At 75.0% G+C, this 15,794-nt stretch carries 10 protein-coding genes and 1 pseudogene; 4 read left to right on the top strand and 7 right to left on the bottom strand.

All coding sequences use genetic code 11. The annotated features are described in order from the left end of the window. Window positions 1-295: 295 nt before the first annotated feature. From hpt to dacB, 4 genes are all read right to left on the bottom strand, one after another. Entirely contained in the window at window positions 296-835 is a 540-nt protein-coding gene (hpt, locus tag ABZ945_RS11380) for a hypoxanthine phosphoribosyltransferase (RefSeq protein WP_361267145.1), read from the bottom strand. A gap of 37 nt (window positions 836-872) precedes the next feature. After that, window positions 873-1,895: a tRNA lysidine(34) synthetase TilS gene (tilS, locus tag ABZ945_RS11375; RefSeq protein ID WP_361267143.1), complete on the bottom strand. Its 1,023-nt coding sequence runs from the start codon at window positions 1,893-1,895 to the stop codon at window positions 873-875. A gap of 719 nt (window positions 1,896-2,614) precedes the next feature. Further along, window positions 2,615-3,742 (bottom strand): zinc-dependent metalloprotease, encoded by a 1,128-nt coding sequence (locus ABZ945_RS11370; protein WP_361267049.1) that lies wholly within the window; start codon window positions 3,740-3,742, stop codon window positions 2,615-2,617. Between the two features lie 220 nt (window positions 3,743-3,962). After that, on the bottom strand, window positions 3,963-5,492 hold the full coding sequence (gene dacB / locus ABZ945_RS11365; RefSeq protein ID WP_361267047.1) for a D-alanyl-D-alanine carboxypeptidase/D-alanyl-D-alanine-endopeptidase: 1,530 nt from the start codon (window positions 5,490-5,492) through the stop codon (window positions 3,963-3,965). A 172-nt stretch (window positions 5,493-5,664) separates the two neighbouring features. Here dacB and ABZ945_RS11360 point away from each other — a divergent pair, with 172 nt between their 5' ends. Together ABZ945_RS11360 and ABZ945_RS11355 are read left to right on the top strand one after the other, a co-directional pair. Next, the gene (locus tag ABZ945_RS11360) at window positions 5,665-6,159 is read left to right on the top strand and encodes an inorganic diphosphatase (protein WP_361267045.1); all 495 of its coding nucleotides are present in this window, start codon (window positions 5,665-5,667) and stop codon (window positions 6,157-6,159) included. A gap of 104 nt (window positions 6,160-6,263) precedes the next feature. After that, window positions 6,264-6,869, top strand: a pseudogene (locus tag ABZ945_RS11355) (transcriptional regulator); the annotation flags it as partial. On the opposite strand, the gene ABZ945_RS11350 reads toward ABZ945_RS11355, so the two are convergent. Further along, window positions 6,850-7,512: an HAD family hydrolase gene (locus ABZ945_RS11350; RefSeq protein ID WP_361267043.1), complete on the bottom strand. Its 663-nt coding sequence runs from the start codon at window positions 7,510-7,512 to the stop codon at window positions 6,850-6,852. The pseudogene ABZ945_RS11355 and the gene ABZ945_RS11350 overlap by 20 nt on opposite strands. A 151-nt stretch (window positions 7,513-7,663) precedes the next feature. Here ABZ945_RS11350 and ABZ945_RS11345 point away from each other — a divergent pair, with 151 nt between their 5' ends. Together ABZ945_RS11345 and ABZ945_RS11340 are read left to right on the top strand one after the other, a co-directional pair. Continuing rightward, the gene (locus ABZ945_RS11345; RefSeq protein ID WP_361267141.1) at window positions 7,664-9,316 is read left to right on the top strand and encodes a threonine/serine exporter family protein; all 1,653 of its coding nucleotides are present in this window, start codon (window positions 7,664-7,666) and stop codon (window positions 9,314-9,316) included. Between the two features lie 129 nt (window positions 9,317-9,445). Continuing rightward, complete coding sequence (locus ABZ945_RS11340; RefSeq protein ID WP_361267041.1) at window positions 9,446-14,074, top strand: HAD-IC family P-type ATPase; 4,629 nt, start codon at window positions 9,446-9,448, stop codon at window positions 14,072-14,074. 53 nt (window positions 14,075-14,127) lie between these two features. On the opposite strand, the gene ABZ945_RS11335 is transcribed toward ABZ945_RS11340, so the two are convergent. Further along, entirely contained in the window at window positions 14,128-14,838 is a 711-nt protein-coding gene (locus ABZ945_RS11335) for a VTT domain-containing protein (RefSeq protein WP_361267039.1), read from the bottom strand. A 139-nt stretch (window positions 14,839-14,977) separates the two neighbouring features. Next, entirely contained in the window at window positions 14,978-15,736 is a 759-nt protein-coding gene (locus ABZ945_RS11330) for a MerR family transcriptional regulator (protein ID WP_361267037.1), read from the bottom strand. Window positions 15,737-15,794: the final 58 nt, after the last annotated feature.

The raw sequence follows: 15,794 nt of genomic DNA, 5'->3' as shown, positions 1-15,794 counted from the left end.
AGATGCTGCTGGGTGGGAACTGCTGCCTGGCGGGCTCGCGGCCGCGGTCTTCACCGCTGTCGCCGCCGCCGTCAGGCGGTGCCGTTCCTGCTGCTTCTGCTGCTGTGTGGAAAAGCTCTGGAGAAAGCTATGGGAAAAGCTGTTCTTCGGACGGTACCCCAGCATTGTCACCGGTGACCGCCTTCCCATGCTCCAACGCCGGGAAGAAGGTCCAGGTTCCCGATCACGCCCGGGTACCGGCGGACGGACGGCCGCCGGGTGGACTCGGGCGCGGGCCGGGGGGTGCGCGGCCGTGTCAGCCGCCGTAGACGTGCGGGGCGAGGGTGCCGACGAACGGCAGGTTGCGGTACTTCTCCGCGTAGTCCAGCCCGTAGCCGACGACGAACTCGTTGGGGATGTCGAAGCCGATCCACTTCACGTCGATGGCGACCTTGGCCGCCTCCGGCTTGCGGAGCAGGGTGCACACCTCCAGGGAGGCGGGCTCCCGGGAGCCGAGGTTCGACAGCAGCCAGGACAGGGTCAGCCCGGAGTCGATGATGTCCTCGACGATCAGGACGTGCTTGCCCTTGATGTCGGTGTCCAGGTCCTTGAGGATGCGGACCACGCCGGAGGACTGGGTGCCGGCGCCGTAGGAGGAGACGGCCATCCAGTCCATGGTGACGGGGGTGGACAGCGACCGCGCCAGGTCCGCCATCACCATGACGGCGCCCTTGAGGACGCCCACGAGGAGCAGGTCCTTGCCGGCGTACTCCGCGTCGATCTTCGCGGCCAGCTCCGCCAGCTTGGCGTCGATCTCTTCCTTGGTGATGAGCACCGACTTGAGGTCGGTGCCCATGTCTTTCTCGTTCACCCGGGTCACTTTCGTTGCAGCGTCAGCCTTGCCGGATGACCAGTCTGCCACCCTGCCGCCGGACGGCGACGCGCCCGGGCAGGTTGAGCGCCCCCTGGCCCCGCCAGCCGGTGATCAGCCGGTCCATCTCCTCGACGTGCCGGGCGAACAGCGAGCCGGCCGGCGCCCCGGCCTGGACGGCGGCCCGGCGCAGCACCCGGCGGCGTACGGCGGGCGGCAGCGCGTACAGCTTGGCGCAGTCGAGCCGGCCGGACTCGTCGCGTACGGAGGCGTCAGCGTCGGCGGCCCAGGCGTCGAGCGCGTCGGCGTCGTCCCGGCAGAGCTGGGCGGTACGGGCGAGGGCTTCGACCACGCCCTTGCCGAGGGACTTCTCCAGCGCGGGCAGGCCCTCGTGGCGGAGCCGGGAGCGGGTGTAGGCGGGGTCGGCGTTCATCGGGTCGTCCCAGACCGGCAGCGACTGCACCAGGCAGGCCTTGCGGGCGGTCTGCCGGTCGAGCTGGAGGAAGGGGCGGCGGTAGCGGCCGGCGGCCCCCGAGACCGCGGCCATCCCGGAGAGCGAGCGGATGCCGGAGCCGCGGGCCAGACCGAGCAGGACCGTCTCGGCCTGGTCGTCGCGGGTGTGGCCGAGCAGCACCGCGGCGGCGCCGAGGCGCTCGGCGGCCTCGTCCAGGGCCGCGTACCGGGCGTCCCGGGCGGCCGCCTCGGGCCCACCGGCCCGCCCCACGGTGACGGTGACGGCCTCGACCGGGTCGAGCCCGAGGTCCCGCAGCCGCTGGGCGACCTCGGCGGCCCGCAGGTCGGAGCCGGGCTGGAGGCCGTGGTCCACGGTGACGGCCCCGGCCCGGACGGGAAGCTTGCGGGCCTCGAAGGCGAGGGCGGAGGCCAGCGCCATGGAGTCGGCGCCACCGGAACAGGCGACCAGCACCAGCGGCCGGTCGTCGCCGGGGGCGGGGGCAGGGCTGGTGCCAGGGGTGGGACTGGGGCCGGGGCCGGAGGCCGGACCGGCGTCGGTGCCGGGCTCGGCGGCCGGGGAGGAGGCGTCGATACCGGGCTCGGTGCCGGTACGGGCCGGGGGGGTGCCGGGCGCTCGCGTTCCCTCGGCGGCGGGCGGCTGGGCCGCGCTCGTACCGGCGACCGGTTCGGCCGGTCCGGTGGCCGTGGCGCGGTCGGCGGGGATCCGGAGGCCGCTGGACAGCCGTTCGACGGGTGGGTGGGCGGGGAGCCCGGGCGGCAGGGCGGCGGCCGGGGCGGGCAGACCGGCCAGGCCCGTCTGCCGGGTGGTGGGCGCGTCGGAGACAACGCTGCCGGGGCGGCCGGAGGCATCGCCGCCGACGAGGCCCGCGGGGCGGCCGGAGGCACCGCTGCCTTCGAGGCCCGCGGGGCGGCCGGGGCCGTCGTGGTGGAGGACGTCGCTGTCCAGGACGTCGTGGAGGACGCGGCGGACCGCCAGGCGTATCGCCGCGACCGCTGGATGGGGACCCATGTCCGGAGCCCTTCGTGTGGGGTGGGAAAGCCTCGGTGGAGTGCCTCGGCCGCAGTCCTAACGGCCGGGACGGGGGGTTCGGTCACTCACCCGCCGCGGAGGGTCGGCCTCCGGTGCGGTGACCAGGCCCGACGAGCCCGCCGGGTCCGGTCACGGAGAGTGCGTCGATGGTGACAGAACCGGACCCTTCCCCCGAGGATCGCACGCCTACCCGCTCCCCACGGTCCCTCGGATGGGTGATTGGGAGGGCGTGAACCTGCCGGCGTCGCGCCGGTCGGGATTCACTCCGCCCTGCGGTGCACCCGGGCCACCCAGTCCGAGGGGGCGGCGATCTCTGCCTTGGTGGGCAGGGTGTTCGGCGAGGTCCACACCCGGTTGAAGCCGTCCATGCCGACCTGGTCCACCACGGCCCGGACGAACCGCTCGCCGTCCCGGTACTGGCGCAGCTTGGCGTCCAGCCCGAGCAGTTTGCGCAGCGCCAGGTCGAGCCGGGAGGCGCCGCGCGCCCGGCGCTGCTGGAACTTCTCGCGGATCTCCGCGACCGACGGGACGACCTGGGGGCCGACGCCGTCCATCACGTAGTCGGCGTGCCCCTCCAGCAGCGACATCACGGCGGTCAGTCGGCCGAGGACCTCGCGCTGCTCGGGCGTCTGGACCAGTTCGACCAGCGAGCGGCCGTCCTCGTCGCGCTCGCCCTCGGGGCGGGCTCCGGCCAGTGCCTGGGCAGCCTCACGCAGCCGCTCCAGCACGGTGGCGGGGTCCATGTCGGTGGCGGCGAGGAAGGACTGGATCTCGTTCTTCAGGTGGTCGCGCAGCCAGGGCACCCCGGCGAACTGGGTGCGGTGGGTCTCCTCGTGCAGGCAGACCCAGAGCCGGAAGTCGTGCGGGTCGGCGTCCAGCTCGCGCTCGACGTGGACGATGTTGGGCGCCACGAGCAGCAGCCGGCCGCCGCCCTTGGCCCCGGCGGGCAGTTCGCGGGTGGCGGGGGCGAAGGTCTCGTACTGGCCGAGGACCCGGGAGGCCAGGAAGGACAGCAGCATGCCCAGCTCGACGCCGGTGACCTTGCCGCCGACCGCGCCGAGCACGGCGCCGCCGGGGGAGCCGGAGCGGCGTTCGCGCATCTTCTCCAGCATCGGGCTGAGCAGTTCGCGGAAGCCGGCGACATTGGCCTTGACCCAGCCGGCCCGGTCGACGACCAGGACGGGGGTGTCCTCCGGCTCATGCCCCTCGGGGATCATCCGGGTGAACGCCCGGACATGCTCCTCGGACGCCTTGGCGTGCCGCCGCAGCTCCGCGACGACCGCGCGCGCCTCGTCGCGGGTCACTTCCGGCCCTGGGCGTACCAGTCGGGTCGCGGTCGAGACCGCGAGGTTCCAGTCGACCATCTCGGCACCACCGATGCTCGTCATGCGTCAACCGTACGTGCTCGGGCGCGATCCGGGAGAGGGACGGGAGGGCGGCGACGGCGGGCGGGAGGAGGGAGCGGCGACGGCCGAAAGCGGCCCACCCGGACCGGAACGGCCGCCTCCGCCAGCCCTGGTGGGTACGCGGCGGTGACGGCGGGGCCGCACCGGCGGCGCACGCGGGCGGCCCGGCCGTACCCGTGGACCATCCGGCCCGATATCGCCCTCAGCGGGTCAGGGCCGTCGCCAGTTCGTCCAGGGCGGTCTGGGCGGCCTCAGGGGCGGGGGTGCCGTCGACCAGGAAGGCGAAGGCCAGCAGACGGCCGTCCGGGGTGGCCACCGTGCCGGCGAGGGCGTTGACGCCACTCAGGGTGCCGGTCTTGGCACGGACCAGCCCGGCGCCGGACGATGCGCCGGACGGGGAGGCGGCGAAGCGGCCGGCCAGGGTGCCGCTGAAGCCGCCGACCGGCAGTCCGGTGAGGGCGGGGCGCAGTCCGGGGCGGCCGGGGTCGGCGGCGAGGGCGAGCAGGGCGGTGAGGGTGGCCGGGGTGAGCCGGTCGGCCCGGTCCAGTCCGCTGGCGTCGGCGAACCGGGTGCCTCCCAGCGGTACGTCGAGCTTGCGCAGCTCGGCGGCGGTGGCGCGGCCGGCGCCGGCGAAGCTCGCGGGCTGGTCGTGGGCGAGGGCGGTCTGCCGGGCCAGTGCCTCGGCGAGGTCGTTGTCGCTGTCGGTGAGGGTCCGTTCGACCAGCGCGGAGAGCGGGGCGGAGTGGGTACGGGCGACCTGGTCGGCCTTCCGGGGGGCGCGGGCGGGCCGGGGGGCCGCCTCGGCAGTGACGCCCTCGGCCTTGAGCAGGGCGGCGAAGGCGCGCGCGGTGTCCCCGGACGGGTCGGCCGAGCGGGGGGCGGGCCCGGTGGCGGGGCCGTTGCCCCGGGCCTCGCGGGTCATCAGGGCGGTGACCGGGGCGAGGTTGTCGTTGACGCCGATCGGGTGCCGTACCGGGCCGGTGTAGAGGGAGTCGTCGTAGCCGAGCTTGACCTTCCCCGCGCCCCGGTCGTGCAGGGTGCGGGCGGTGTCCCGGGCGAGGGCCCGCAGCCGCCGCTCGTCCAGGGTGGGGTCGCCGCCGCCGACCAGGGTGAGGCGGCGGGCGTCGGCGGGGTCGGCGACCACGGTGGTGGGGATCCGGTGGTGGGGGCCGAGGGCGGAGAGCGCGGCGACCGAGGTGGCGATCTTGATGGTGGACGCGGGGGTCATCGGCGTGCCCGCGCCCTTGCCGTACAGCACCTTGCCGGTGCTCGCGTCGACCACGGAGGCGGTGCGCCGGGCGCCGAGCGCGTCGGCGGCGAGCAGCGGGTCCAGCCGCTTGGCGAGCGCGGCGGGCGCGGGGGCGGCGGCCTTGGCGGCGGAGCCGCTGCCGAGGGCGGTCAGCACCCCGGGGGCGCTGGGCGCCGGTACGGGTTGGGGGCGGCCGGGCAGGGCGTCCCCGGGCCGCCCGGAGTCCGGCCCGTCGGACGCGCCGTCCTCACCGGCGTCCGATTCACCCCCCGAGTCCGGTTCGCCGGGCCCGGGTTCGGTGGCGCCGGGGCGGTCGGGGCCGTGATCTGCGCCACCCGGCAGGAGGCGGGCGGTCGCCGCGGTCCGCTCGGCCGTACGCTGACCCGAGTCCCAGGGGCCGGCCAGGGCCGCAGCTCCGGCCGCCAGGACCAGACCGAGCGCCGCGGACCCCGCGGTGAGCCGCAGCACCTTCGGCTCCAGCACGGCTGACCAGCCCCTTTCGCGAGCACACGTTTGCGTGAGGGACACTTAACCACCGAGCTGTGCCGCGAGCACGGCACCCCCGGGCAGCACGGCGGTCCGAATCGGCCGGGGGCGCCGCCGAGGCGCGGCGTCACCGTCGCTTTGTCCTGTGCTGATCTTGGAGGAACCACCCGTGGAGTTCGACGTCACCATCGAGATCCCGAAGGGGTCGCGGAACAAGTACGAGGTGGACCACGAGACCGGCCGCATCCGGCTGGACCGCCGCCTGTTCACGTCCACCAGCTACCCGGCCGACTACGGCTTCATCGAGAACACCCTCGGTGAGGACGGCGACCCGCTGGACGCGCTGGTGATCCTGGACGAGCCGACCTTCCCGGGCTGCCTGATCAAGTGCCGCGCCATCGGCATGTTCCGGATGACCGACGAGGCGGGCGGCGACGACAAGCTGCTCTGCGTCCCGGCGTCCGACCCGCGTGTGGAGCACCTGCGGGACATCCACCACGTGTCGGAGTTCGACCGCCTGGAGATCCAGCACTTCTTCGAGGTCTACAAGGACCTGGAGCCCGGCAAGTCCGTCGAGGGCGCCAACTGGGTCGGCCGCGCCGAGGCCGAGGCCGAGATCGAGAACTCGTACAAGCGCCTGGCCCAGCAGGGCGACAAGCACTGACGCGGCGGGCCGCCGGGCACTGAGCCCGGCCCCTTGCGCCGAACGGGCGGCGCACCCCTCCCCTCACGGAGACGGGTGCGCCGCCCGTTCGCTTAGGCCGTCGGCACACCGCGTTCGTGCCGGGATGGGCAGGGGACCGGGACGCCGCGGCGGAGCGGATGGTGGCCGCTCGGACCTACGCACGGCGCGGGGGCGCCGGTCCGCTGTTCCTCGCCTGGCTGGACGCGGTGGAGGCCGAGTGCGAGACGCGGTGCGGAAACACCCGTACGGCGCTGCACCTCATCGGCCACGGCGAGGACCTGCTCGCGCGCCACCCGCAGGACACGGCTCCGGAATGGATGGACTGGTTCTCCCCCGCCCGGCTCGCCGCCTTCAAGGGCAACACCCAACTCCGCGCCGGGCACCTACCGCAGGCCCGGACCACTCTGGCGGGAGTGCTGGCCGAGCTCACCACCACCGAGGACAAGCAGCGCATCGTCGTACTCGGCGATCTCGCGGCGGTCGAGGCCGCCGACGCGCAGCCGGAGCGCGCCTGCGACTACGCCCGCGAGGCGCTCGACCTGCTGGAGATCACCTGGTACGCCACCGGCATGGAGCGGGTCCGCGACGTACGGCGCACCCTGACCCCCTGGCAGCACGAGCGCTGCGTTCGCGACCTCGACGACCAGCTGTACCGCTGGAGCACCACGGTCAGCGCGCTCGGCCGTTGAAGTCCGCGATCAGGGCGGGTAGTTCCGCCAGGGATTCGACCCGGAAGGTCGGCAGCTCCCTGGCTTCGGGGCTGTCCCACTGGATCGTGGCCCAGGGGCCGCGGTGGACGAGCGCGGTCGGCATTCCGGCGGCGACTGCCGGGCGGAGGTCGTTGTCGACCCGGTCGCCGACGTAGAGGATCTCGCCCGCTTCGTACGGGACGGCCTCGGCGACCCGTACGAAGAAGGCCGGGTCGGGCTTGGCGGCGCCCCAGTCGTCCGAGGTGCCGATCAGGTCCACGTCCGCGGCGAACAGTTCCCGCAGCCGGCCTCCGGCCCGTACGGTCTGGTTCCCGGCGATGCCCAGCCACAGCCCGGCCCGGCGCAGTGCGGCCAGCGCGGGGCGGACGTCGGGGTAGAGGTCCTCCTCGCCGAAGTGCTCCGGCTGCCCGGTCTCTACGCGCCGCTCGCGCTCGGCGTACAAGTCGAAGCCGGGGCGGAACACCTGGAAGGTCTCGCGGTAGTCGCGGCCCTGGGCGATGACGGCGCCGAACACGGCCGCGAAGGTGTGCCGGGGGACGCCGAGCCAGTCGGCCCAGGTGCCGTACTCCCGGGTCTCGTCCACCAGGCACTCACCGACGTCGAACACCACCGCGCGGATCATGTGCTGATCGTAGGGGTGACGTCCGGCCGCCCCCGTGGGGTGGTGGTTCGGGTGGGGCCTTGAAGGTGCCCATACTGGGCAGGCGGGCCTGGTGAGCCGGGTGCGTCTGGTGGGACGGGCAGGGATTCGGACGGGAGTGGGGACGAGTACGGTGGCGCCGGAGTCGGACGGTCCCGAGGACCGTAAGCCGCAGTCGGACGAGGCACACAGCGCGTTCACGCCGCCGCTGGGGGTGGAGCAGCCGCCGTTGCCGGAGCTGGACCAGCCGACGTCCGAGTTCGCGATGCCGAAGGGGTTCGCGGCCGAGCCGGCGGCGGTGGAGCCGGAGGGGTCGGCGTTCCTGATGCCGGCCACCTACTCGGCGCGGCAGTCGCCGCCGGCGTTCACGCCCGCGCAGGGGTTCCCCTCGCTGAAGCTGTCGCGGGACGCGCCCTGGCAGGACCGGATGCGCACCATGCTGCGGATGCCGGTGAGCGAGCGCCCGGTGCCGGAGCCGGCGCAGAAGCAGGACGACGACACCGGGCCGGCCGTGCCGAGGGTGCTGGACCTGACGCTGCGTATCGGGGAGCTGCTGCTCGCGGGCGGCGAGGGTGCGGAGGACGTCGAGGCGGCGATGTTCGCGATCTGCCGCTCGTACGGTCTGGATCGGTGCGAGCCGACGGTGACATTTACCTTGCTTTCGGTCACGCATCAGCCGTCGCTGGTGGACGATCCGGTGACGGCGAGCCGGACGGTGCGGCGGCGGGGCACGGACTACACACGGCTGTCGGCGGTGTATCTGCTGGTCGCGGACATCAACTCGGCGGACCAGGAGGTCTCGCTGGAGGAGGCGTACCGGCGGCTGGCGGAGATCCGGCGCAACCGGCACCCCTACCCCGGGTGGGTGCTGACGGCGGCGGCCGGGGGGCTGGCCGGGTCGGCGTCGCTGCTGCTCGGCGGTGGGCTCGCGGTGTTCCTGATCGCGGCGGCCGGGGCGATGCTCGGCGACCGGCTGGCCTGGCTGGCGGCCGGGCGCGGGCTGCCGGAGTTCTACCAGTTCGCGGTGGCGGCCGCGCCCCCGGCGGCGCTGGGCGTCGGCGCGAGTCTGCTGCACGCGGGGCTCCAGCCGTCGGCGGTGATCACCGGTGGGCTGTTCGCGCTGATCCCGGGACGGGCGCTGGTGGCGGCCGTGCAGGACGGGTTGACCGGGTTCTACATCACGGCGTCGGCCAGACTGCTGGAGGTCGGGTACTTCTTTGTCGCCATTGTGGTCGGGGTATTGACGGTGCTGTACGGGGGTGTGCAGCTGGGCGCCACGTTGAACCCGGAGGGGGTGCTCAACAGCGAGGAGCGGCCGGTCCTCCAGATCCTGGCCGCGGTGCTGCTGTCGGTGACCTTCGCCGTACTGCTCCAGCAGGAGCGGACGACGGTGTTGATCGTGGCCCTCAACGGCGGGATCGCCTGGGTGGTGTACGCCTCCATAGCGGTCACGGCGGGCGGGTCGTCGGTGATGGCGACGGCGACGGCGGCCGGGACGGTGGGCCTGTTCGGGCAGCTGATGGCCCGCTGGGAGCACACCTCCTCGCTGCCGTATGTGACGGCGGCGATCGGCCCGCTGCTGCCGGGTAGCGCCACCTACCTGGGGGTGCTGAACATCGCACAGAACAACATGGACGACGGTTTCACGTCGCTGGCGCGGGCGGCCGCGCTGGCGCTGGCCATCGCGATCGGGGTGAACCTCGGTGGCGAGCTGGCCCGGTTGTTCATGCGCTCCCCGGCCTCGGCGGCGCTGCGCCGGGCGGCGAAGCGGACCAGGGGGTTCTGACCCCTTCTCGTGGGCGGTATGCCCGGTTTCGGGTTAAGGATGGGAGGGACGGCCGTCGGAAGCGGACGGTCGCGTTCCCCCACTCGCGCGTTCCCCCGACCCGCGCGCTCCCCCACCCGGAGGCCGCCCATGCTGTCGCTGCCAGGTCTCTCGCTGTGGCCGCCCTCGCTGCTGGGGCCGATCGCCGGCGGGGTGGGGTACGGGGTGGCGGCGGGCGCGCGGGGCGCGGCGGAGGTGGCGGGGACGCTGCTCGGGGTCCCGCGGCGCGGAGTGTGGTGGCGCGAGGGGCGCTGCCATATCGCGGCGCACGGGCTGCACGGGGCGGGCGGCACCCTGGTGGCCGCGCGGATCGAGGAGGCGCTGGAGCGGCACCCGGGGGTGCACTGGGCGCGGGTCAACGGGCCGTCGGAGCGGGTGATCGTGGCGGTGGCCTCGCCGCCGCCGTCCGAGCGGGAGCTGATCGCCCTGGTGAAGCGGGCGGAGGGGGAGCTTCCGGAGGAGGACGAGGGGGAGCCCTATCACCCCAGTGAGGGGCCGCGGACCCGGCACTCGCTGCCCGCGCTGGCCGCCGACTCGGTGGCACTGGGCATGACCGCCGTACGCCGGCTGGCGCCATGGCTGCGGCTGGCGCCGGAGGTGGCCGGGCTCGCCGGGGTGCTGCACCACCATCCGGCGCTGCGGCGGCTGGCCGCCGGGGTCGGCGGCGCCGAGCAGGCCGAGTCGCTGCTGCCGGTGGTGCACGCCCTCGCCCAGGGCGCCGCCACCCGGGGCGGCGGGCTGGTGCTGGACGTCACCGAGCGGGTGGCCCAGTGGCGGGAGGCGAGCGCCGAGCGGGCGGCCTGGGAGGAGGCCGAACCGCGCCTGGTGGCGGGCCCGGAGCACGCGGCGGCCGACCCGGTGGTGGCCGAGCAGGCCGCCCCGGCGCCGGACGACCGGGCCGACCGGTACACCGAGCGGGCGATGGCGGCCGGACTGGCGGCGGGCGCGCTGGCGGCGCCGTTCGCCGGTCCGCGCAAGGGCTTCGCGGTGGCGCTCGCGGCGCTGCCGAAGGCGCCGGGGGCGGGGCGGGAGGGGTTCGCCACCAGTCTGGGGCGGGCCCTGTCGCTGCGCGGGACGGTGGTGATGGACCGGGGCGCGCTGCGGCGGCTGGGGCAGATCGACACGGTGGTGCTGGACGAGGCGGCGCTGCGCGGTGAGCGGTACGAGCCGGTGGATCTGGAGTTGGTCGGCGGCGGGGTGGATGCGGAGGAGGTGTCGGGGCGGCTGTTCGCCCTGTTCGACGCGGATGAGCCGCTGGGGGTGCGGGGGGAGGGCGGTACGGACCAGCCGGTGAAGCCGGGAGATGGCGGCGGCTGGGTACTCGGCCCGCTGGAGGAGCTGGAGCTGACGGGGCGGGGGGCCACCGGGCGGCAGGCGGCGGGGAAGCTGCGGCGGCGCGGGGCCGAGCGGGTGCTCGGGCTGGCCCGGGGCGGGAAACTGCTGGCGGTGGTGGGGCTGGCCACGCCGAGCGCCCCCGGGGCGGAGGCGGTCGCGGCGGCGGCCCGGCGGGCGGGCGCCCGGGTAGTGCTGGCGAGCGACCGGGAGCACCCCGGCTACCGGTTCGCCGACGCGGTGGTCCCCGCGGGTGGGCGGCTGGTCGCCTCGGTGCGCGGGCTCCAGGCGGACGGGGCCGTGGTGCTGCTGGTCTCCGGCAACCGCCGGGCGCTCGGCGCGGCCGACTGCGGGGTGGGCGTGCACCGGGAGGGCGAGCCGCCCGCCTGGGGCGCCCATCTGCTGGTGGGCGCCGATCTGGAGGCGGCCGGGCTGCTGGTGGACGCGGTGGGCGCGGCCGCCAAGGTGGACCACGACTGCCGGGTGCTGGCGGCCGGGGGCAGCGGGATCGGCGCGGTGGCCGCCCTCCAGGCCCGGGCCCCGGAGGCGGCCTCCCGGGCCATGGCGGCCAGCACCGGGGCGGCGACCCTGGCGTTCGGGGTGGGGGTGTGGCGGGCCCGGCAGCTGCTGGCCCGGCCGCTCACCCCGCCGGTGACCAGCGTGCCCTGGCATCTGATGCCGCCGGAACGGGTGCTGGAGCGGTTGGGCAGCCGGGGGGAAGGGCTGGACGGGGGCGAGGCGGCGTCCCGGGCCGGTGGCAGGGACGGGGCCGGGGGCGGGGAGCCGGCCCGGCTGACGCTGGCGGCGGCCTTTGCCGAGGAGCTGGCCAACCCGCTGACCCCGGTTCTGGCCGGTGGCGCCGCGCTCGCCACCGCCGTCGGTTCGCGGACCGACGCGGTGCTGGTGGCCGCCATCACCGGCGCCTCGGCGCTGATCGGCGGCTTCCAGCGGGTGCGGACGGAACGGGCGCTGGCCGAGCTGTTCGCCCGTTCGGCGGTGGGCGCCCGGGTGCGGCGGGCCGGGCGGGAGCGGCTGGTCACCGCGGAGGAGCTGGTGCCGGGCGATGTGGTGCTGCTGCGCCCCGAGGACGTGGTCCCGGCCGACTGCCGGCTGCTGGAGACCGAGGGGCTGGAGGTGGACGAGTCCTCGCTGACCGGTGAGTCGCTGGCGGTGCGCAAGGACCCGGCCCCGGTGGTGGCCGCCCAGCTCGGCGACCGGCGCTCGATGGTCTACGAGGGGACGACCGTCTCCGCCGGGCGGGCGGTGGCCGTGGTGGTGGCCACCGGCTCCGGGACGGAGGTGGGGCGCAGCCTCGCCACCGCCCGGCAGGCCGCGCCGGAGACCGGGGTGGAGGCCCGGCTCGCCGCGCTGACCCGGGCCAGCCTGCCCATCGCGCTCGCCTCCGCCGGGGCGGTGGCCGGCGCCGGGCTGCTGCACGGCCGCCCGCTCGCCGACAACCTGTCCTCCGCGGTGAACCTGGCCGTGGCCTCCGTACCCGAGGGGCTGCCGTTCCTGGTCAACGCCGCCCAGCTGGCCGCGGCCCGGCGGCTCGCGGAGGTCGGCGCGCTGGTCCGCAACCCGCGCACCATCGAGGCGCTGGGCCGCGCGGATGTGCTCTGCTTCGACAAGACCGGCACGCTGACCGAGGGCCGGCTGCGGCTGGCCGGGGTCAGCGACGGCGGGGACGGGGTGGCGGCGCCGGACCGGCTCGATCCGGTACGCCAGGAGGTGCTGGCCGCCGCGCTGCGGGCCACCCCGGCGGCCCGCCAGTCCGAGCCGATGGCCCACCAGACCGACCGGGCGGTCACCGACGGGGCGCGCACCGCCAAGGTCGGCGTACGGCAGGGGGCGGCGCGCTGGCAGCGGCGGGACACCCTGCCGTTCGAGCCCTCCCGGGCGTACCACGCCACCTCGGGCCGGGCCTCCGGCGGCGGGCTGCTCAGTGTGAAGGGCGCCCCGGAGAACGTCCTCGACCGATGTGTACGGCAGCGGGAGGGCGAGCGGCACACGCCCCTGGACAACGCCGGGCGGGCGGCGCTGGCGGCCCGCGCCGAGGAGCTGGCCGGGGCCGGGCGGCGGGTGCTGGCGGTCGCCGAGCGGCGGATGGACGAGGGCGAGGAGCTGACCGACGAGTCCGTACGCGAGCTGGTCTTTCTGGGCTTCCTCACCCTCGCCGACCCGGTCCGCAAGGGCGCCGCCCCGGCCACCGCCCGGCTGCGCGCGGCGGGCGTGCATACGGTGATGCTCACCGGCGACCACCCGGCCACCGCGGACGCCATCGCCACCGAGGTGACGGCCGAGGTGTCGGATGTCGCCGAGCCCAGGGTGATCACCGGCCCCGAGCTGGACGAGCTGGCGGACGAGGAGCTGGACGCGCTGCTGCCGGAGGTGGACGTGATCGCCCGGTGCAGCCCGCACCACAAGGTGCGGATCGTCCAGGCGTACCAGCGCACCGGCCGTACGGTCGCGATGACCGGCGACGGCGCCAACGACGCCCCGGCGATCCGGCTGGCCGACATCGGGATCGCGCTGGGCCACCGCGGCACCCCGGCCGCCACCGCCGCCGCCGACCTGGTGGTGGGCGACGACCGGCTGGAGACCATCGTCTCGGCGCTGATGGAGGGCCGGGCGATGTGGGCCTCGGTACGGGCCGCGCTCGGCATCCTGATCGGCGGCAACCTCGGCGAGGTCACCTTCAGCGTGCTGGTCTCCACCCTGACCGGCCGCACCCCGCTGGGCGCCCGGCAGATCATGCTGGTCAACCTGCTGACCGACCTGGCGCCCTCGCTGGCCATCGCGGTCCGGGAGCCGACCGGGCAGACCGCCCAGCGGCTGCTGACCGAGGGCCCGAGCCGCTCGCTGGGCTCGGCGCTGACCGGCGAGATGCTGCTGCGCGGCGCGGTCACCGCGACCGGGGCGGGCCTGGCCTGGGGCGCCGCCCGGCTGACCGGCCGCCACCGCCGCGCCGGGACGGTGGCCCTGGCCGCGGTGGTCGGCACCCAGCTGGCCCAGACCCTCGCCACCGGCGGCCTGGACCGCAATGTGCTGGCGGCGAGCCTGGGCTCGGCCGCGGTGCTGGCCGCTGTCATCCAGTCCCCGGGCGTCAGCCAGTTCTTCGGCTGCACCCCGCTCGGCCCGGTCGGCTGGTCCATCGCCCTGGGCGCCATCGCCACCGCCACCCTGGCCGGCACCGCGATCGCCCCGCTGGTGCGCCGGAGGGTGGAGCAGGCGGCCACAGAGGACAGCCCGGTGGATACGGGGGACGGTACGGGGACGGGCTCCGGGAGCGGTACGGGGGCGGGCTCCACATCCCGTACGGATACGGGCACGCGTACGGCGGAGGGGCCGGCGGACGGGGTGTCCACCGGCCCCTCGGGGGGTGCCTAGCCGGGCTCGGCGCCCTGGCGCCCGTACCTCTCCTGCCGCGTACCGCCTACCGCCTACCGCTTGGCGTGGCGGCCGCGCCCGCCGGACGGGGGCGGGACGGAGCCGGGGTCGACCGCGCCCGCGGTCCCGGCCGCCTCGGCCTTGCGGTTCTGCGAGCGGGCGCGCAGGAACTCGATGATGATCGGCACCACCGAGATCAGCACGATCAGGATCAGGATCGCCTCGATGTGCTGGTGCACGAACTCGACCTTGCCGAGCGAGGCGCCCAGCAGGGTGACGCCCGCGCCCCAGAGCAGCCCGCCGATGACGTTGAAGGTGATGAACGAGCGGTAGTTCATCCGGCTCACGCCCGCGATGATCGGGGTGAAGGTCCGCACGATCGGCACGAAGCGGGCCAGGATCAGCGACTTGGGGCCGTGCTTCTCGAAGAAGACATGCGCCTTCTCCACGTTCTCCTGCTTGAACAGCCTGGAGTCCGGCCGACGGAACAGCGAGGGGCCGACCTTCCGGCCGAACAGATAGCCCACCTGGTCGCCGATCACCGCGGCGAGCACCACCAGGGTGCACACCATCCACAGCGGGTGGTCGATGACCCCGGTGGTGACCAGCAGCCCGGTGGTGAACAGCAGCGAGTCCCCGGGCAGGAAGAAGCCGATCAGCAGGCCCGACTCGGCGAAGACGATGATCAGGACACCGATCAGCCCGAAGGTCTGGATGAGGTAGTCCGGGTCCAGCCAGCTCGGTCCGAGCGCAAGCGTGTTCACGAGTTCCGGGCTCCTGGTTCGGTGGGCAGCGGGCGCCCGCCGGGTAAGGGCGGGCGCCCCAAATTATCAACTGCCCGGCCGGGTGGACCCGCCCCGCAGGTCAGCCGCCGTGCCGGTCGGCCAAGCCCTCCGGCTGCCGTCAGCCGTGCCGGTCGGCGTTGGCGGCGATGGCCGCGGCCAGGTGCTCGGCGAAGCCGGGGTGCAGCGCGTCGTAGTGCGCCCTGAACCGCTGGTCGGCCACGTACATCTCGCCCAGGCAGCGGTGCATCGCGTGCGCGCAGTCGTAGAAGGTGTCGTGGAGGTGCTGGCGGTGCTCCTCGGCGAGGTCCATCGCCCGTTCCCCCGTCGGCGGCTCACCGGCCGCCAGCAGGGCCGCGTACCGGGCGTTCCAGTCGTCCATCTCGCCCTTGATGCGCTGCCAGTCCGCCTTGGTGTGGCCGGCGGTACGGCGCTGCGACTGGCGGTACGCCTCGGTGTCGCCCCAGCGCTGCTCCACCTCCTCCTGGTACTGCTCGGGGTCGTGCTCCCCGAAGACCTCGAACCGCTCCTCCGGTGTGAGGTTGATGCCCAATTTCCTCGCCTCCATGGCGTGCTCGACGGCCTCGGCCATCTTTCTCAGCTCGGCGATCCGGGCGGACAGCAGCGCGTGCTGGCGCCGCAGGTGCTCCTGCGGGTCCGTGTCCGGGTCGTCGAGCAGGGCCGCGACCTGGTCGAGCGGGAAGCCCAGCTCCCGGTAGAACATGATCTGCTGCAGCCGGTCGAGGTCGGCCTCGTCGTAGCGCCGGTGGCCCGCGTGGCTGCGGCCGCTCGGGGCGAGCAGCCCGATCTCGTCGTAGTGGTGCAGGGTGCGCACCGTCACCCCGGCGAAACCGGCGACCTGTCCCACGGAGTAGCCCATGGCTCCCCGCTCCCTTCTTCCTCGGTACGCCCCTCAGCCTGGGCCCTCACGCCACGTG

Origin of the sequence: Streptomyces sp. NPDC046887 (assembly GCF_040644755.1) — a bacterium.
GTDB classification, from domain to species: Bacteria; Actinomycetota; Actinomycetes; order Streptomycetales; family Streptomycetaceae; genus Streptomyces; species Streptomyces lichenis.
This window is presented reverse-complemented; position numbering and strand designations above follow the sequence as displayed.